Source organism: Paenibacillus sp. P46E (assembly GCF_001909095.1).
Classification (GTDB): Bacteria; Bacillota; Bacilli; order Paenibacillales; family Paenibacillaceae; genus Paenibacillus_AQ; species Paenibacillus_AQ helianthi.
In genome coordinates, this window is record NZ_LVYZ01000055.1 from 204,041 (window position 1) to 222,580 (window position 18,540).

Genomic DNA, 18,540 nt, shown 5'->3' on the forward strand with positions numbered 1-18,540 from the left:
ACATAACATTAAATACGTAAACTTTAACCAACGGTAATGTAATCGACAAGCCGAATTATTAAGATTTTGGATGACTAACCCCCTTATTTCATCATATGAAAAATTCACAATAGAAAAGCAAACCCGGCAACTCCTCCCACCACACATCGCCTAAACACAACAATAGACGCTCCAGCAATACAAAAAAACAGAAAAAGGGTGGGGGTGCCTGGTTTCCTTATTTGTTCTGTAATCTCAAGTTAATTTGCGTGTAATCTCAAATGCAGTTTCCACAGCACGCCCAGCTTCCTTGAGCGAGATCATCGACGCTGATCCGTCCTGGAAACATTGGAGTGCATAGCACAGGCTTTTCTCATAGGGATTACTCTGTTCCAGTACAAGCTCCTGTTTCCCGGAAACTCCATACTCATACAGTGTGGAATCCATCTTGCCTTCCGGATAATCTATTTCATGAAATTCAAGCTTGGCTTGTTCAAAATAGGCTTCATAGCCAACAGTGAACGGATACGAAGCAGGCATTTGTGAGGTGACTAAGATCTCTGCTGAAACCGCTGGTGTACCAAAAACCGCATGAACCAGCGCCTGCCCGTCTTGTCCGCTGCTTCCCCATACAGAGGTGAGTGGAGGGTTATCCAGCAGCCAGCATACCATATCCAGTTCGTGAATCATCAGATGGGTAGCAATTTTACTTAAACCAAGGTCGCCCCATAACGGTGCAGTTTCTCTTTTCAAAGATATGTGAAGCAGCTTCCCATATTTCCCGCTCTGCACTGCCTCGTACAAATAGGAATACGCATGATCAAATTTGATAAACTGGTTGACCATGATCCGTTTTCCATAGATTTTCTCCGCCTGCAGCATAGCCGCAGCATCTTCGCAGCTGAGACATACCGGTGTTTCGCAAAACACATGTTTTCCAGCCTTCAGTCCCTCAATAGCATATTCAGCGTGTAGGCTGGAAGGGAGGCAGATATCAATTACATCCAGCGTAGCATCCGATAGGATTTCGTTGATGGAGTTAGTGATTTCAACCCCCAGTTCTTCCTTCAGCTGATGAAGCTTGGTTTCATTCCTGCCAAAGATAACAACCCGGTTGATACCTTTCATTTTTACCAGCAGGCTTGCATGATAAGCTCCAAAGCCAGTTCCCAGTATGCCAATATTCATTTACAGCAGCTCCTCTCTCTGATACATTCAGCATACACTTATATTGTTGACATCAGAGTGGCAAGAATAGTGCGAGAGCGGCAAATCTTAATCTTTTACTAATGTATTAGGAGGCTGGAAATGAGGCTGCATCGCTTGATTGCAATCCTTTTACTACTGGAATCCAGGGGGAAAATGAAGGCGAAGGAGCTGGCGGAAGCGCTGGAAACCTCCGTTCGTTCGATATACAGGGATATTGATGTTTTGGCAGAATCGGGAATCCCCATGGTGACAACTTCCGGGCCGGGTGGCGGGATTTCCTTGATGGAGGGATACACCGTTAATCTTCAAAAGCTGCACGGGGAAGAGGTGATTAACCTGTATTTGACGGGAATGGGGATTCCTTTTGATGCATGGACTGAATCAGGGCTGATGCTTAGGAATGCGCTGCTGAAGCTGGAAAATACGTTGCCAGCTGCCTACCAGGAGGATATCCGCAAGGCCAAAGACCGGTTTTATTACGATAACACTCCATGGTGGGAGGAACGGACTGAGATTCCTTGTCTCGAGCAGCTTCGGTCTGCGGTCTGGAGGTGCAGATGTATTCAGATTCAATACCGTAAGGTAAATGGGGAACTGACTTGCCGTAATGTACAGCCTTATGGACTGATTGTGAAGCAGGGAGATTGGTATTTGGCGGCATACTGCGAGTCAGCAGAAGCTATTCGTACATTTAAGTGCGACCGGATTACATCAGCCGAAGTTACGGAAGGCAATTACATGATCCCAGAAGATTTCGCTCTGGAGGAATATTGGCTGCGAGGGAGTGAGTCTTTCAAGCAAAGCTGCAAGCAAGAGGAATACTATCCTGTAGTTGTGAGATCCGGAAAGGACCAGCAGACGCGGATGAAGCAGTACGAAATTGTCGGAGTATTGGAATCGGATGAGCTCATGGAGTACACGCTGAATCTGTATAGTTATGAATCGGCGTGCAGGCAGGTAATGAATCTGCTGAACGAAACAGAAATCGTCTCTCCCCCGGAAATTAGAAGATATATTCAGGAACAGCTTGTATTCCTGCAGAAGGTCTATTCTTGAAAGAAGTATTGCAGCATCTATAGATAACATATTATATATTATGTAAACCTATTGTAACCCTCTTCCTCATAAACAAGACCCGCTAAGCGCCTTGGCTTACACGGGTCTTGTTTCATGCTGTTGAGGAGAGGTCCTTTGTGGAGTCAAGCACTTTGCGAGCTGATTTTTGCTTCTGTGCGCTCTCTGGCAGTCAGCCTTTTGTGTGCGGTAATCAGGAAAGGAAGCCCCAGCGCTGTACTTAAAGCAAGCGGAACAAATACAGCCGGGCCATTAGTGGAGCCAAATTGATCCAACAGCAGGCCACCGAGAATAGGAGCCATTACGTTACCCAGGTTATTGAAGCCAATCGTGCCAAAATACGTACCTTTCCATTCAGGCTTAGCAATCCGGTCGATCAGCATATCCATCATAGTGAAGAGCAGAACCTCACCGATCGTGAACAATACCACACTGAACATTAAGAGCGCTACTCCACTGGCAAGTCCGAACAGAAGCAGGCTCAGGGCCACGCAAATATTCCCCAGTATTAATGGAACAAGCGGCGGGAATTTGCTTGCTGTACGGACGATCGGATACTGTACGACCAATACGGTGATTGCGTTAAGAGACAGCATGTAGGAAAAGACCTGACTGCCGTTTGAGAAATGCGTATCGACCGCCAGATACTGGGCCAGCGTGGAGCTGAAATGACCATAACCCAGTACACAAAAGATGGTCCCCAGCAGCACTGGCAGAAATACCCGGTCCCGGCTGGTGACTGCCAGAGCTTCACGCAGCTGTGGAGCGCGTGCTTCTGAGCGGACAGGCAGGCTGGCCCGATGGACCGAGAATTGCAAGAACAGCACGATTCCGTATGCAATATAGACGACTCCAGCGATGACAAACGGGAATGTGGATTTAGCAGAGCCTAACTGCAAACCGATAATTGGACCGAATACAACACCCAGATTAACTGCAGCATACCGCAGATTGAAGACCAGCAGCTTATGAGCCGGAGGGGTGATATCCGAGAGCAAAGCACGTGATGTTGGCTCGAATACGGCACGGCATAGTCCATTTAACGTATTTACCAGGAAGAACACCCAGATATGCTGCGCTGATGAGAAGCCGAAGAAGACCAAGGCCCAGCCGAATACAGAGACCAACATGACGATTTTACGCCCAAAGATATCAGAGATGTACCCGCCATAGAAGCTGATCAATACACCTGCCAATGAGCTGACGGCCACCGTTATGCCCGTTTGCGAGTGCGAAGCACCGAGAACTTGGGTTAAGTAGATGGATAAGAAAGGAATACTCATCGAGGTCACGAGACGGCCGAACATCGTGCCGATAATAATGGTCCAGGCCAAGGGATGGATGTGCCGCAAATGCTGTTTCATGTGTTTGAGGATCTCCTAATCTTAGTGATGAATTTGGGAATTGCTTATTTATGCTGCTTTGAAATAAAAAACGGCTTGTGTATAATTGTAATGATAAAAGGGGGAAATAAAAGTGTAAGAATTATACGATGAATTTCACCTTTAAAAGAGGGGCAACGACAATGGATACGAGCACCGCACACTTTATACATTTAGCAAGAACGTTTAACATTCCTTTTAGAATCCAAGAGCCTATTCCTGTAACCATAGACAGCTTGTCCGCCGCCCTGTGCTGTACCCCCCGTAACGTGAAATTTATTTTGCGGAGGCTTGAAGAAAATGCATTTATTCATTGGAAGCCGGGACGCGGGAGAGGTCATACTTCGGAGTTGACTTTTTTGCGGGGAATTGATGAGGCTATTGAGGATAACTTTCAGGAGTTGATGGGAAAAGGAAAGATAAAGGAAGCCATCGAATTAATCGGCGTCACTGAAGCCAATGAAACACTAAAGGAACGGCTGCTCAGTTCGCTGAATATACAGATGGGCTTTCATAGTGAAGCGGAAACCGCCTCCAGGCAAGATGTCCTGCGTATGATGCGTGGGCGACGTTTGGAGAAGCTGGACCCGGCTTTTGTGATTACGGCTTTTGAAGCTTATTTGCTGGGGCAAATCTGCAGCACGTTAGTCACCTATGACGCCTCAACCCAGACTTTTCTTCCGGGACTGGCGCACACTTGGGAATGCAGTGAGGATCATAAGATATGGGTATTCTTTCTGCGTAAAAGTGTGCGATTCCATCACGGAAGAGTGATGACTTCTCGGGATGTTAAGGAAACCTTGCAGCGTTTATTCGATCTGAACAGTCCGGCTATTTGGAACTATGAGGACATCGAACAGGTGAGTGTAGAGGGGGATCACTGTATTCGTTTCGAGCTTCGTCGTCCCAATCTATTCTTCTTGCATTTGTTTAGTTGCATGCACATGAGCATTCTGCCCTATGATGTAGATATCCGTACGGAACTCATCGGGACTGGACCCTACCGGATCAGCAATTTGAATGAAGATGTGCTGGTACTCAGCGCATTTGAACAATATTACGGGATTCGCCCGCATCTGGATCGGGTGGATATTTGGTTTGTGCCGGATCACGGCCCGAATGAACGTCACTATGAGCTGCCGGGTGCATACCGGATGAAGCTCCCATCGGAAGGTTCCGTGACGAACAGCATTAACTACCCGGCTTTGGGCTGCAGGTACATGCTGGTTAATTTCCGTAAAAAGGGAGTCCATCATCAGCTCGCTTTTCGGCAAGCACTGCGAATCCTGTACAACCAAGCGGCACTCGTAAGGGAACTGGGCGGCAACCGCATTACACCAGCAGACAGCTTCCTGCCTTGGAAGAGCGCTCAAAGAGAGTGGACAGAGCCTCCATTGGAACAGGCGCGCGAGCTGCTGGCCAGCAGTGGTTATCAAGGTGAGCGTATCCTCCTTGCATATACGGTTCATAAAGACCTGGAAGAAGCAGACTGGCTTAAACGGCGCGGAGCAGAGATCGGGCTGGATATTGAGCTTCAGTCCTATATCCAATCACATTCCAAAGACGCGCTGAGCTCAGCCGAACTGATTATGGCGGAGGAAATTCTCGAGGACGACTGGCAATGGGGATTGATTAATTATTTTAGGAATAAATCTAATTATTTGCACGCCTATCTGGAGTCTGCCCAAAGCTCTATGCTGGACCGGGAACTGGAGAACTTTACACAATTAGACGGAGAGGGACGGGCTGAACTGCTGGATACAGTGGAGGGAATCATCCGGGATCACTGCTGGCTTCTATATGGTTCTCATGTTAACAAAAGAGCTCAGCTCAATCATAGCCTGCTCGGTTTGCATACCAGCTCATTTGGCTTCCTGGATATCTCCAAGCTGTGGATCAAGCCAGTGCACTAAAGGTTCGGATTCTCATGTCGCGGGTGCAGGAGCAACTGGAGGTTATTTCGGCGGCCGTCTGGTCAAAAAGGTGGAAATATCACTTTTCGAATCTGTGCTTTCAGGCAGGCTCAGTTAGTGTCAAAGGGGTTGTCCATTCTTAGCGGGACACCAGTTCATACTCTTACCAAAATATCAAAAGAAAAGGGAATGCCGCAATTACGGCATTCCCTATTTTTTCGCCAGTGCTTTAGGATAAATAGACCCTGGGTGGATCTTGTCAAACGGCTTGCTTGCCATCGCATTTTTTACAGACGGTGAGCTTCTCCCCAGAAAGTCCTTTTCCGAAATACAAAAGCTTGATTCGCGTGCTTCCGCAGATCGGACATGTTCCTCTGCTCCGGGACGGAGTACGCCAAAGTGCTTTTCCGCGTTTGTTTTTAGACATGCAGATTCCACCTTCACTCGTGATACGCCTATCTTATGCCCAGGCAGAAGGTAGGGTTCCGCTGCAAATCTTTAAATACTGCGAAAAGTATAGCTCTGTTAAGAAATGCTTGAATCCAGCTTTTTTGCGGGTCAGAGATTGAGGAATAAACCCTATATTAATGGATAGAATATGTTCTATATGAAATGAAAGACTGTCTGATTTAAATCAATCAGTGAGAATCAAATTGTACATAAATTCGGAAAGAGCTACTTCTATGTAGCTCTTTCCGCTGCTTATCCAGCTTGCAATGAATTTACTATGAGTCAATCCAGAGCAGTAGAGGCAAACGCTTTATATTCCCATCCAATTACACAGAACCTAAGAAATAAATGGAGGGAGGGGAAGAAATGTTTGAGCGTGGTGATGATAAAATCACAACAAGACAGGCATCGTTATTCTTGACGAATTCGGTACTCGGGGCGGGTATTCTCACTTTGCCTAGAGATGTGACGGAATCTGTTAAGACTCCAGACGCATGGATGTCTGTAGTGCTCGGCGGGATTATTGTAATGTTGGTTACGGTGATAATGGTGAAATTAAGCCAACAATTTCCCGGCAAGACCATTTATCAATACTCCAAACGGATCGTAGGGGGGGGCCCAGGAGGATTATTATCTTTGTTATTAATTTCATATTTTCTATTGAGTGCCGGATTTCAGAATCGCGTATTAGGAGAAATAATGATTTTTTTCCTGCTCGAAGGAACACCTATATGGGCAATCATCATTCCGTTCATTTGGATTGGGGCTTACCTGGTGTTTGGAGGCATCAATTCCATCGCCAGAGTCTATCAAATTATTTTCCCCATAAGCTTCTTTATCTTGATCTTATGTTATGCCCTCAGTATCAGAATATTTGATATTAATCATCTGCGTCCTGTACTGAGCGAAGGTCTCATGCCTGTAATCAGGGGACTTAAATCCACAGTACTCGTCTTTACCGGATGTGAGGTAGTGATGGTTATCACAGCCTTTATGCAGCATCCGGAGCAAGCGATCAGAGCCATGCTAACGGGAATTGTCGTACCCATGACCTTATACATCCTGACTGTGGTTATGGTCATCGGAGGTTTGTCTATAGATTCTGTGATCACGAGTACTTGGCCTACTATTGATTTAGTGCGCAGTCTTGAGATCACTGGATTCTTTTTTGAACGCTTCGAATTCCCTCTGTTGGTGATCTGGATGATGCAGATGTTTTGCATCTTTAGCAGTTTTTTCTTTAATGCTGCTTTGGGCATCTCGCAGGTATTCAAGATTAAGATTGTCCCTGTGATCTTTGGGCTAATGCCGGTGATTTTCATTACAGCGATGATTCCCGTACGAATCAATGATGTATTTGCCGTTGGAGATGTTATTGGAGGGATGGGGATCCTATTGTTTTTTTTGCTGTCGGTGCTGCTTTCAGTTGTATTGATAATTAGAAAGAAGGTATTGAAGCAGAATATGTAAACGTCAACCTCGCGTTTTCAGGATTGAACCGTTGGCGTATCAAAGAATAAAAAAATACATAAAAGACAACTCAAAAGCTTAAAAAAAACAGCGTATAACTTAAATTATACGCTGTTTTGGATGAGATCGATTTTATTTATGAAATAAGGCACTTGTACGACTCAAATACATCAAAGGAAAAGGCAAAAAATAATATTTAAGTATAAAATTATCAATTACAAGTATTAACTGAGTATCGCTCAAAGTTTCGAAATCAACTTCTTCTGGGTCATGCTATAATGATTCAAAAACAAGTAGGTGGACTCGTTGACATTTAGCAATTCCAAACGAAGCTGGAGATCAGACAAACTATCCCGGCTGGGTTCCTCCATTTTCGCAGAAGTAGCAGCATGGAAAGAGGAGGCATCAATGTCCGGTCTGGATGTGATCGATCTGGGAATCGGCAGTCCGGACCAGGCGCCCGCTCCACAAATACGTCAGGTTCTGAGCGAAGCTGTACTTAGGGAGAACAGTTACTCCTATCCATCGTCTAGGGGGAGTGCGGCATTCCGGAAACAAGCAGCTGCTTGGATGGAAGCAAGGTTTGGCGTAACGGTAGATCCGGAGGATGAAATCGTGGCGCTCATGGGCTCACAAGATGGATTGGCACATTTGGCGCTTGCCGTCTGCAATCCAGGTGATCTAGCTATTGTGCCTGACCCGGGGTATCCCATTTATGCCGGTTCACTCGCGATAGCAGGAGTGAAAGCCTGGACACTGCCACTGCTGGAGAAGAACGCCTTCATTCCTGATTTGGACAGCATCCCAGATGAGGTATGGCAGGAAGCTGTTTTTATTCTCCTCAGCTTTCCCGGCAATCCGATATCTACAACAGTCGATCTTACATATATGGAGAAATTAATCGAATTAGCCCGTAAATGGAATGTGCTGGTTATACACGATCTGGCCTATTCGGAAATGGGTTTTGACGGGTATAAGCCGGTTAGCATTTTGCAGGTGCTGGGAGCGCACGATACTGCTGTTGAATTTCATTCCTTCTCAAAAAGTTTCAACATGGCTGGCTGCCGGATTGGTTTCATGACTGGCAACCGTGAGGCGGTTGGTGCACTGAAGGAGCTTAAGAGTAATGTGGATTATGGTGTGTTCGACCCCATCCAGGAAGCAGCTGTAGCTGCGTTGGAGATGGCGATGAAAGCCGGGGAGAATGAGGGAGTCGCGATGTTGTATGAACGACGGCGGGATGTATTTATAGCAGCATTGGCTCAGCAAGGCTGGGTGGTTCAGAAGCCCAAAGCGACTATGTTTATTTGGGCACAGCTGCCTGATGCCTACAACTCTGGACAGGGACAAGGAAGATCACACAGCTTTGCACGCGATCTTTTACTGGGAACTGGAGTAGCAGTTATTCCTGGAGCGGCCTTTGGGGAACAAGGGGAGGGATACGTCCGGATTGCACTGGTAGAAGAGGAAGAACGGCTTGTGGAAGCCGCCCGGAGAATAGGGGAGTATTTGCGAATGAGTAAGGTCGATTAGATAAGGTAACATAAATAATGTTATGTAAACTTAACGATTTGCTCGCCGCGGGATCGGATCAATGATGAACATGTTGGTCAAAGCGGCTGAGTTCAATGTACCGCGTAAAGTTTGGATGAAATATGGACAGTAGAATAGGTAATCTCATGAAAAAACAGGCCTGCACCGGAGGATATCCATTGCAGGCCTGCTTGCTGTTATATATTAATCAAGTAAATGCTAACCCTGACCTATTGACGAAGCCAACTGGTAGCCAGTAAGATAGCGCCTTTTTTGGCGTTAGTTTCAGCCAGGGCATTCAGCATCACAAAGTCATGAATCATTCCCTGGAAGCGGACCGCGGTTACGGAAACACCAGCTTCCCGCAGTTTATTGGCATAGGCTTCGCCTTCATCGCGGAGGACATCGGCTTCGCCGGTAATAATCAGTGCTTCTGGAAGTCCACTTAGCTGCTCCAGGCTGGCCCGAAGCGGTGAGGCCGTGATCTGTGCACGCTCATCCTCACTGGTTGTATATTGATCCCAGAACCATTTCATCCCGGTCCGCTGCAGGAAGTAGCCTTCAGCAAAGAGATGGTAAGATTCGGTGTCAAAGGAAGCGTCCGTTACCGGATAGAACAAGAGCTGCTTGGAAATCGCAGGGCCGCCTCGCTCCTTGGCCATCAAGGTTATGGCAGCGGTCATATTTCCACCGACACTGTCGCCAGCTACGGTTAATTTACTGGTATCCAGGCCATATTCCGGTCCATGATCAGCAATCCAGGTCAGTACCGCGTATATCTCCTCAATAGCTGTAGGATATTTTGCTTCCGGAGAGAGGCTGTATTCAGGGAATACGAGGGCTGCTCCAGCACCTGTTGCCAGCTCGCGGATCAGCCGGTCATGGGTATGGCTGTTGCCGAAGACCCACCCTGCACCATGAATATACAAAATGACAGGCAGAGTTTCACTTGAAGTGTTCACCGGGCGGATGATACGTACACGAACTTCACCTCCGGGTCCACCGGGCACGGTAAGATCCTGAAGATCTGCTTCCGGTTTGTAAATTTCACTGGACTGCACTGTATTCACTGTTTCGCGTCCTTTTTCAGGTCCCAAGTCAGGCAGAAATGGAGGTTCGGCATTGTCATCGGCAAATTTTCGGGCCGCAGCTTCTAGAATGATTTTATTATCTTTTGGCATGGTCAATCGTCTCCTTCTATCCCAATTTGGGCAGTCTCCTTTCATTCATAACCAAGTTTTCGTCAACTGAAACGGTAAGTACTGGTTCTATTTGAGGCTTTACAAGTGTAAGTCAATTGTAAAATATACCTTGATATAGAAAATTCGCAACCTTTTATTGGAATACTCGTCTTAAAACTGAGGTGAATATGTTGATAAAATATTTCAGTCGGATGGCTTTGTTGGTACTTGGGTTGATGTTTGTGGGCAATACAGCAAATCAAGCTATTGATCCTTCAATTGAAGGGACACCAGGGAAGCCGGAGCATTATCTAGTAGACTTAGAGGCAATATCTACAAGAACAACGGAGCCAGCAGACAACCCGAATTCATTAGAAGCTCTCTCAGCGCCACCAATCCCACAATCATCAAAAGCTCTGACACCGGCAGGCCAGCCCCCTCTGCCCATAGTGAGCACACCAATAACTTCAGTGCATGTAGTACAAAGCAGTTATTGCTGGGAGATGCTGGGTTGTGCTGATTATGTGGGTGGCAGAGCCATGCTAAACGGTGAGCCCCCCACAGTTATTGATCCGGGAGATCAGATCACCATTAAGCCAAACTACGAACCACTGCCTGCTAAAGTTTATGTTTCAGAAATTAGAGAAAAGAATGTATATCTTCCGGTCGCTTTGTCGGATGGGGTGTTTGAGGCGCCTAAAGTGAAAGGATTATACTATTATCTATATGAAGCGGCCTGGCTGACTGAAGATGGAAAATATACGCTGAATCAGACTTCGGCAGTTTTCGCCGTAGAGATTATGTAAGCTTGTATAACAAACAGGCCGCATCCGTCCTTGTCACCAAGGTCGCTGCGGCCTGTTTGTTATACAGGAGGGTATCCTAATCATTCGGCTCCAGATGGGCTCTATTGCGACGGGCTCTGGTATAGACAATCAGGAAGAAGAGGGCAGTAATCAACAATGGATAACCAATCGCTAGGCCGGTAAAAGGAAACACACCTGCTGTAGCGGCGAATGAGATCCAACTGATCACAACACCCGCCCGGTTGCCTTTCAGGAGACGGATTCCCGCTGCGCAGCCCCCGATATATGTCAAAATGAAGGTGGCATTTGGAAATTGGATCAGTGTCGTAATCGAAAGCAGTCCGCTGCCGTACAGAAACAGCACTGTGACAAAGCAGAATAGCAGGAAGCCGATGGCCCCTGTGGGGGTCTGATATCGCTTCGACATTCGGCCCATCCATTTAGGGGCATAACCCTGCCTGGAAAGTGCAAAGGCTACTCGCGAAGCGGCCCCGGTATAAGCGATAATAGTCGCGGTGCAGATGAACAGTCCGGTCAAGCCGGCGATGAATCCGCCCCAGGAGCCAAGCGGCTGGCTGATGATCCAGACCAGGGAGGAATCGGCTCCACTCTTCAGGTAGCTCTGAGTACCGACAGTAGCAAGTGCCGACAGGAAATACAATACTCCTACAATAATGGCGGCGATGGTGACACCCTTGACTGCAGCCCGTTGCGGGTCCTTGAACTCTTCAGACAAATGAGACACGGCTTCCCAGCCGATGAAGCACCAGAACAATATAGCTGCCGCCTGGCCGACACTCATCCAGCCATGCGGAGCAAACGGTGTGAAGTGGACACGTTCCATCTGGGGAAGGGCAGCGGCAAATGAGAATACCAATACGGCGACGATGGCAATCACCACAGCGATCTGTACCTTCCCGGCTACCTGCATTCCAATCCAGTTCGTAACCAGCCCAATTCCCAGCATGGCTGCAGCCAGAGCAATTCTGGCATTGTCACCCCAGCCCATAGCTGCCGTCATATAACCAGCTCCGGTTAATGCGGCGACGGGGCCTCCGATCGGGACCGACATCAGGAAGAACCATCCAACCAGTGCGCCCGCCTTTGGGCCAAATGCCAGTGTGACAAAATGTGAAACTCCCCCCGCATTCGGAAATTTGGCGGATAGGAGACCCATGGATAGAGCCAAGGGAAGGATCAGCAGCGTCATAAATCCCCAAGCAAGAAGAGAGGCAGGCCCAGCCATTTCAGCCGCAAGTCCGGGGACAATCAGAACCCCTGAACCCAGCACAGCCCCAATATATAGGGCAATAGCCTGCGGCATTCCAATATTGCGCTGTAAAGTTTCTTTCATATAAATATGGCCTGCTTTCCTTGTATTTAAGTATAGAGTATCAGATAATAGATCCATTGGAAAAACGGAATTAACAGATAACATCCATCTGAAAAACCGATAGATAATTATTATACATGAAGGAGGGGTCTCCCTGGAATCACGCCATCTGTTTACGTTTCTGGTCGTAGTCGAAACCGGCAGCTTTACACGCGCCGCCCAGAAACTGGATTATGCGCAGTCCAGCATTACTGCACAGATCCAGGCGCTTGAAGCAGAGCTGGGCCAGCCGCTGTTTGACCGTATCAGTAAAAAGATTATTCTAACAGATGCTGGCCGCCGCCTGCTCCCGTATGCCCAGGAGATTTCCCGGATGCACACTATGGCCGAGGTTGCGCTGCGTTCGGAAAGCGAACTGACTGGAGCACTGCGGATTGGTGCACCCGAGTCTCTGGCAGCTTTTCGGTTGCCTGGCATCATTAAGGAATTCCGCGGAAAGTATCCTCAGGTGCAGATCACACTGAAGCCTGGCGCCTGCTGGGAATTAACCGAGTTTGTCCGCTCCGGTGAGCTGGATCTGGTGTTTTTGCTGCAGCCCGAGACGGAGTATAAGGATCTTCGTACGGAGACGCTTGTTCATGAGGCGATGACACTGATTGCACCACTTGGTCATCCGCTCATGGATCTGGATGAGGTTCTGCCGCTTCATCTGAAGGATGAAACTATTCTTCACACCGAAACCGGATGCACCTATCGTACGTTGTTCGAGCGGCATTTGAACAGTCACGGCGTGTTCCCCGATCCGAAGCTGGAATTCTGGAGCATAGAAGCGATTAAGCAATGCGTGATGGCCGGACTGGGCATTTCTTTTTTACCTCTGATTACAGTCCGGAGTGAGCTCGCTGAAGGCAAGCTAGTCCGTCTGCATTGGAATGACGAATCGCAGCGTGTAGCTACCCAAACCGCGTATCATAATAAAAAGTGGAAATCACCGGCTCTGGCAGAATTCCTGACTATTGTAGAGAATCATGCGGCTGCCTGGAGAACCGGGGAAACAGACCATGATAAATCTCACCTATTAACTTCTTGATATCCTAAAGATAATCTATGGCAGAATATATTGTATGAACACGGGAGGGAAATTGGACATGAACCACCCAGAGCCTGACTATGAAGAAGAGCTGGATGCTTTTTTAATCTGGATGAAGGATGCCGGCTTTACACCATATACACAGAAGTCCTATCTTGCCGATGTGCGGGAATTTCTGGTGAGTCTGAACGGCAAAAGTCTGGATACCGTTAAGAAGCTTCATATCGTGTCCTACTTAACCTCAGTCCGTGAGCGGGGGGTCAGTGATTCAACTCGTAACCGTAAGCATGCTTCTGTTAACTGCTTGTTTAAGGCACTTATGGAGCTTGAGCTGCTGACTGTGAATCCTGCGGCGGGCATCAAGAAATCCAAGACGGAGAAAAACCGTGAGCCAGTCTATCTGGAGGAGCATGAATTACAGCGTTTTTTGTCTGCTGTCGAAGGGAAGTACAGAAGCCGTAACCTGGCGGTCTTTCTGCTTATGTCATACATGGGACTGCGGGTAGGGGAGGTTCACACCCTGAATCTGAGTGACTATAATGCCGAACGCCTGACACTTAGAGTATTCGGAAAAGGCCGCAAATGGCGGAATATTCCGGTGCCTGTGGAGTTGGCCCCTTTTTTGGAGCAGGCCCTGGCAGACCGGCTTGAGCCTTGGCGAAGTAAGGAGGATGCCTTATTCATTTCTCAAAAAGGGCGCAGATTATCCATCCGGGGGATCCAGGGGATTGCTGCAGACACCTTTGGCCGTTTCCAGAGTGAAGTACCTGCTGCCCTCCGCAGACCTTATTCCAGCCACAAGCTGCGCCATTCCTTCGCAACCATGCTGCTGCGCAAAGGAGCGGATTTGCGGACCGTCCAGGAGCTTCTGGGACACTCGTCTATCCAGACCACTACTGTATATACACATATCACGAGCCGGGAAAAAGAAGAAGCGATGTCCAGACTGCAGATCAGTATGCCCCAATAGTATTTTCATCATTTATAAGCAAGGACCTATTTCATTGGCAGACATAACGATTCATGTTATATTTACTGGTACTAGAAACTCCGTCCTATCAGTAGTGGGGGTTATTCTCCATGACCGGAAGGACGGTTTCTTTTGTTTTCCGGTCCCGAAGTTTGGGCTGCAGGAGCAGACAAGGACATGCCAAAAGGACTATCTCCTCCTGATGGAAGGAAGAAATAGTCCGGAATTTCTAGAATGCGGTCTATAGTTCCAGTTTCGAGATTTCATTTTTCAGCTTTTCACCGGATTTCTGGAACAGGGCTTTCTCCTCTTCATTGAGCGGCAGATCCAGCACTTCACGTACGCCGGAACGGTCAACTACACATGGGGCTCCCAGGAATACATCGGAGACTCCATTATAATTGTTAAGCAGCGTGGAGACGTTAAGCACGGCACTTTCGTTGTTAAGAATAGCAACTACGATCCGATCCAGTGCCAGAGCAATCGCATAGGAGGTTGAACCTTTGGCATCAATGATCTCATAAGCGGCATTTTTAGTATCCTCAAAAATATCCTGACGTTCGGCTTCGTCAAAACCAAGATCAATCCCGGCGACATTGGACAGACTCCATACAGGCAGCTCGGAGTCACCGTGCTCACCAATAATCTGTCCATGAATGCTGCGCGGGTCAATTTCTTTGTGAAGGCCAATCAGATACCGGAATCTTGCGCTGTCAAGCACTGTTCCGGAGCCGATAACACGTCTGCGGTCGAAACCACTGATCTTGAGGGTAGCATAAGCCAGAATATCCACTGGATTCGTCGCGATCAGCAGAATGGCATGCTGGTTGTATTTCGTGATTTTTTGGATAATGTCTTTAAAAATCGAAATGTTTTTGCGCAGCAGATCAATCCGGGTTTCACCCGGCTTTTGGGAGGCGCCAGCGGTCACAATAATGATATCTGCTTCACGGCAATCTTCATAGGTTCCTGCCCAGAGTTTTACACCACCGACAAAAGGCATGCCATGGTTCATATCAAGTGCTTCACCAAGTGCTTTCTGATGATTCACATCAATTAGAACCAGCTCCTGCATGCGTTTGCGCAGCAGCAAGGTGTAGGCCGTAGTGGTGCCAACTGCACCAGTGCCGATCACGACAACACGATTAGGTTTGAATGGGGGGGCCATTGCTACATCTCCTCCTGATTTTTTGAATTTTTTGTGTCCAATCTTATCTATCATAAGCGCTAAGGTTAGTGTTTTCAAGCGGTCCACTTTTAATCCATTACCCGAAATTGGGCAAACTAACAAGGATTTTGGAATAACTGAGTAAGTAATGTTTAGTATTTCCATATTTATTGTAATTATATGGGTTATTTGGTCTTGAGTTTGGCCGCTTCTTTATAGCATGATCTATTTATATAGAAGACAGGGGAGAATGAACGAATGGATTTATTCCGCAAGAAACCTTTGAGTGCTCCAGCAAGCGCCGAAGGAGATAAGCTCAGCAAGACATTAGGTGCTCTGGATCTAACCATGCTTGGTGTGGGGGCGATTATTGGTACCGGTATTTTTGTAATGACAGGAGTGGCGGCAGCAGAGCACGCGGGGCCTGCCTTGGTCCTGTCATTCGTGCTGGCAGGGATTGCCTGCGTGCTATCTGCATTGTGTTATTCAGAGTTTGCATCGACGATTCCGGTATCGGGTAGTGCTTATGCCTATAGCTATGTGGCTTTCGGTGAACTATTAGCCTGGATTCTGGGATGGGATTTGGTGCTTGAGTACGGCGTTGCAGCAGCAGCGGTAGGCAGCGGATGGTCTGGATATTTCCAGGGTCTCCTTGACGGATTTGGCCTGCATTTGCCCACTGCCCTCTCAGGGGCTTATAATGCGGACAAAGGAACGTTTATAAACCTGCCTGCAATTATCATTATTTTACTGATTTCCTTCCTGCTGACCAGGGGGGTCAAGGAGACAGCCCGCTTTAATGCCATTATGGTAACAATCAAGCTGACGGTGGTCATTTTGTTTATTGTTACGGGTGTTTTCTATGTGAAACCGGAGAATTGGACACCCTTTATGCCCTTTGGATTGCATGGCGTAGTCAATGGTGCAGCTACTGTATTTTTTGCCTATATCGGCTTTGATGCCTTATCCACCGCAGCAGAAGAAGTAAAACGGCCACAGCGTGATCTGCCGATTGGGATCATTTCCTCCCTGGCGATCTGTACGGTGCTCTATATCGTTGTATCGCTGGTGCTCACCGGGATCGTTCCTTACCAGAGCCTGAATGTCAGTGACCCGGTTTCCTTTGCGCTCCGTTTTGTGGACCAGAATATGATAGCCGGTCTGATCTCCGTGGGGGCAATTGCCGGGATGACTACAGTTCTGCTCGTGTTGCTATTCGGCCAGACCCGTCTGATGTTTGCGATTTCACGGGACGGTCTTCTGCCCCAGACCTTATCCAAAGTTAGTTCTAAGACGCACACTCCTGTACGCAGCACCTGGATGGTAGGCGGCATTATTGCCGTGGTCACTGGTTTTGTTCCGCTGGACCGTCTGGCTAATCTGACCAGTATTGGTACACTTTTCGCTTTTCTTGTCGTTTCGCTGGGTGTAATCGCACTGCGGCATACCCATCCGAACTTGAAAAGAGGATTTACAGTTCCATGGGTGCCTGTAATTCCTTTGCTTAGTGCGGCGGCTTGCGGATATTTGATGTATAATTTGGGTACAGATACCTGGATCGGCTTCGTAATTTGGCTGGTCATCGGTTTAATCATCTATGCATTATACGGTTACAAGAGAAGTAATCTGAATCATAACAAATAATTCATGCAGGAAGAGGAGAGGGCTTTGTCATTTAAGATTACAGGTTTCAAGGTTCTAGGAGCTGTAATTACGGTATTCCTGACCTTGCTTATACTCTCTGCTTGCTCTTCTCCTCCTCCGGAACCGTCCCAGCCCCCACAGCCGACGGAGGCGCCGGAAGAGGGGCAGACGATTACACTAATTACCCCGGATGCCCAAAATATCGATAACGAAAAAAGTACACCGAAATATCAGATTCAGACCCGTCTGACGGATTTCAGACTGCTGAATGATGCCATAGGACTAGCCTGGGGCGTTACCAAAAATGAGCTGCGGATATACATGACGATGGATAACGGCAAGACCTGGAGCAATATTTCGCCATCTTCGAATGTCCAGTTTTTGTCCAATCCTGTCTATGGCAAAGACATATTCTTCACAGATCCAAGCAATGGATGGATCATCCGCAGCGCGTCGGGTCATACGGAAACGGTTGTACTACGCACGACAGATGGGGGAAGCAGCTGGAAAATTTCTTCTTTTCCTGATGCCAATGCGATTTCTTCGATCTATTTCAATTCCCCTGAGCACGGATGGCTGATGACGTCCTGGGATGCAAAAGCCACCAAAGAGAGTAAAGCGCTGTATGCTACAAACGATGGTGGAGCGATCTGGAACTTGGTTATGCAAAACGAGCAATATAACCCTAACTTGCCGAATAATACGATCCCGATATCCGGTGTGATTACGGGAATGGTGTTCAAGGATTTTGAACATGGGTTTGTAACTTTACAGACCGGCGCACTTCCCAAAATCTACATGACCAAAGACGGTGGGATAAGCTGGGATCAGGGACCGGAATTTCTTGTGAATGAACAGTTACGGGGCTGTGACCGGGTGATCACAGGCGAGCCTGATTTTTTTGACAAGGCCAGTCTGAACGGGTGGATGTCAGTAGGCTGCCAAAAGGACAAGGAAGGCAGTATTACTTACAATGGTTATTTCACTGCCAATGGGGGAGGGAACTGGAAATTTGTAACCTTTGGACTAGGAGCCCAGATTGGGATTAACCGCCATATTGCGCCTTCCTTTTTGAACGCACAGCTTGGCTGGACCCTGAAGAAGGATGTGCTGTACAAGACAACGAATCAAGGCAAGACCTGGACGGCGCTTCCTGCCAGCGGTGTGCTGCAATCGAAGCTAGCGGAGTATCCTGAGATTGTGAAGCTGCAGTTCGTTTCCTCCGAGGTCGGATGGCTGTTGATCGAGAAAAAAGAAGACCGCAAATCCATCCTGCTGCAGACCACTAATGGAGGGTTAAGCTGGCGGGTGATGTAATTTCAGATCATGAATATGAGA

The 18,540-nt window shown here is 47.7% G+C and carries 14 protein-coding genes; 9 read left to right on the forward strand and 5 right to left on the reverse strand.

Going from position 1 to position 18,540, the window contains the following annotated elements; all coding sequences use genetic code 11:
• Nucleotides 1-234 precede the first annotated feature (234 nt).
• A complete protein-coding gene (locus A3849_RS21475) occupies nt 235-1,167 on the reverse strand; it encodes a Gfo/Idh/MocA family protein (protein WP_074113254.1) in 933 nt (310 codons plus the stop codon).
• A 120-nt stretch (nt 1,168-1,287) separates the two neighbouring features.
• Between A3849_RS21475 and A3849_RS21480 the strand changes: the two genes are divergently transcribed.
• Nucleotides 1,288-2,244, forward strand: coding sequence for a helix-turn-helix transcriptional regulator (locus tag A3849_RS21480; protein WP_074113255.1), 957 nt, complete (start codon nt 1,288-1,290; stop codon nt 2,242-2,244).
• Between the two features lie 143 nt (nt 2,245-2,387).
• On the opposite strand, the gene A3849_RS21485 is transcribed toward A3849_RS21480, so the two are convergent.
• Entirely contained in the window at nt 2,388-3,626 is a 1,239-nt protein-coding gene (locus A3849_RS21485; RefSeq protein ID WP_074113256.1) for an MDR family MFS transporter, read from the reverse strand.
• A 161-nt stretch (nt 3,627-3,787) separates the two neighbouring features.
• Between A3849_RS21485 and A3849_RS21490 the strand changes: the two genes are divergently transcribed.
• The 3 genes from A3849_RS21490 (at nt 3,788) to A3849_RS21500 (ending at nt 9,010) form a co-directional block, all read left to right on the forward strand.
• The gene (locus A3849_RS21490) at nt 3,788-5,557 is read left to right on the forward strand and encodes an ABC transporter substrate-binding protein (protein WP_074113257.1); all 1,770 of its coding nucleotides are present in this window, start codon (nt 3,788-3,790) and stop codon (nt 5,555-5,557) included.
• A gap of 816 nt (nt 5,558-6,373) precedes the next feature.
• Nucleotides 6,374-7,477, forward strand: a complete 1,104-nt coding sequence (locus A3849_RS21495) for a GerAB/ArcD/ProY family transporter (protein ID WP_074113258.1) — start codon at nt 6,374-6,376, stop codon at nt 7,475-7,477.
• A gap of 306 nt (nt 7,478-7,783) precedes the next feature.
• Entirely contained in the window at nt 7,784-9,010 is a 1,227-nt protein-coding gene (locus tag A3849_RS21500) for an aminotransferase class I/II-fold pyridoxal phosphate-dependent enzyme (RefSeq protein ID WP_074113259.1), read from the forward strand.
• Between the two features lie 230 nt (nt 9,011-9,240).
• Here A3849_RS21500 and A3849_RS21505 read toward each other — a convergent pair whose 3' ends face one another.
• Nucleotides 9,241-10,191, reverse strand: a complete 951-nt coding sequence (locus A3849_RS21505) for an alpha/beta hydrolase (RefSeq protein WP_074113260.1) — start codon at nt 10,189-10,191, stop codon at nt 9,241-9,243.
• Nucleotides 10,192-10,379: 188 nt separating this feature from the next.
• Between A3849_RS21505 and A3849_RS32485 the strand changes: the two genes are divergently transcribed.
• On the forward strand, nt 10,380-10,997 hold the full coding sequence (locus A3849_RS32485; RefSeq protein ID WP_218619253.1) for a hypothetical protein: 618 nt from the start codon (nt 10,380-10,382) through the stop codon (nt 10,995-10,997).
• Nucleotides 10,998-11,073: 76 nt separating this feature from the next.
• Here A3849_RS32485 and A3849_RS21515 read toward each other — a convergent pair whose 3' ends face one another.
• Nucleotides 11,074-12,351 (reverse strand): APC family permease, encoded by a 1,278-nt coding sequence (locus tag A3849_RS21515; protein WP_074113262.1) that lies wholly within the window; start codon nt 12,349-12,351, stop codon nt 11,074-11,076.
• A 133-nt stretch (nt 12,352-12,484) separates the two neighbouring features.
• Between A3849_RS21515 and A3849_RS21520 the strand changes: the two genes are divergently transcribed.
• The gene (locus tag A3849_RS21520; RefSeq protein WP_074113263.1) at nt 12,485-13,420 is read left to right on the forward strand and encodes a LysR family transcriptional regulator; all 936 of its coding nucleotides are present in this window, start codon (nt 12,485-12,487) and stop codon (nt 13,418-13,420) included.
• A 58-nt stretch (nt 13,421-13,478) separates the two neighbouring features.
• A complete protein-coding gene (locus A3849_RS21525; protein ID WP_083613614.1) occupies nt 13,479-14,390 on the forward strand; it encodes a tyrosine-type recombinase/integrase in 912 nt (303 codons plus the stop codon).
• A 241-nt stretch (nt 14,391-14,631) separates the two neighbouring features.
• Here A3849_RS21525 and A3849_RS21530 read toward each other — a convergent pair whose 3' ends face one another.
• Nucleotides 14,632-15,558, reverse strand: coding sequence for an L-lactate dehydrogenase (locus tag A3849_RS21530; RefSeq protein ID WP_074113265.1), 927 nt, complete (start codon nt 15,556-15,558; stop codon nt 14,632-14,634).
• A 258-nt stretch (nt 15,559-15,816) separates the two neighbouring features.
• Between A3849_RS21530 and bcaP the strand changes: the two genes are divergently transcribed.
• Both bcaP and A3849_RS21540 read left to right on the forward strand, forming a co-directional pair.
• A complete protein-coding gene (gene bcaP, locus A3849_RS21535; RefSeq protein WP_074113266.1) occupies nt 15,817-17,202 on the forward strand; it encodes a branched-chain amino acid transporter BcaP in 1,386 nt (461 codons plus the stop codon).
• A 24-nt stretch (nt 17,203-17,226) separates the two neighbouring features.
• Nucleotides 17,227-18,519, forward strand: a complete 1,293-nt coding sequence (locus A3849_RS21540; protein ID WP_178382771.1) for a WD40/YVTN/BNR-like repeat-containing protein — start codon at nt 17,227-17,229, stop codon at nt 18,517-18,519.
• Nucleotides 18,520-18,540: the final 21 nt, after the last annotated feature.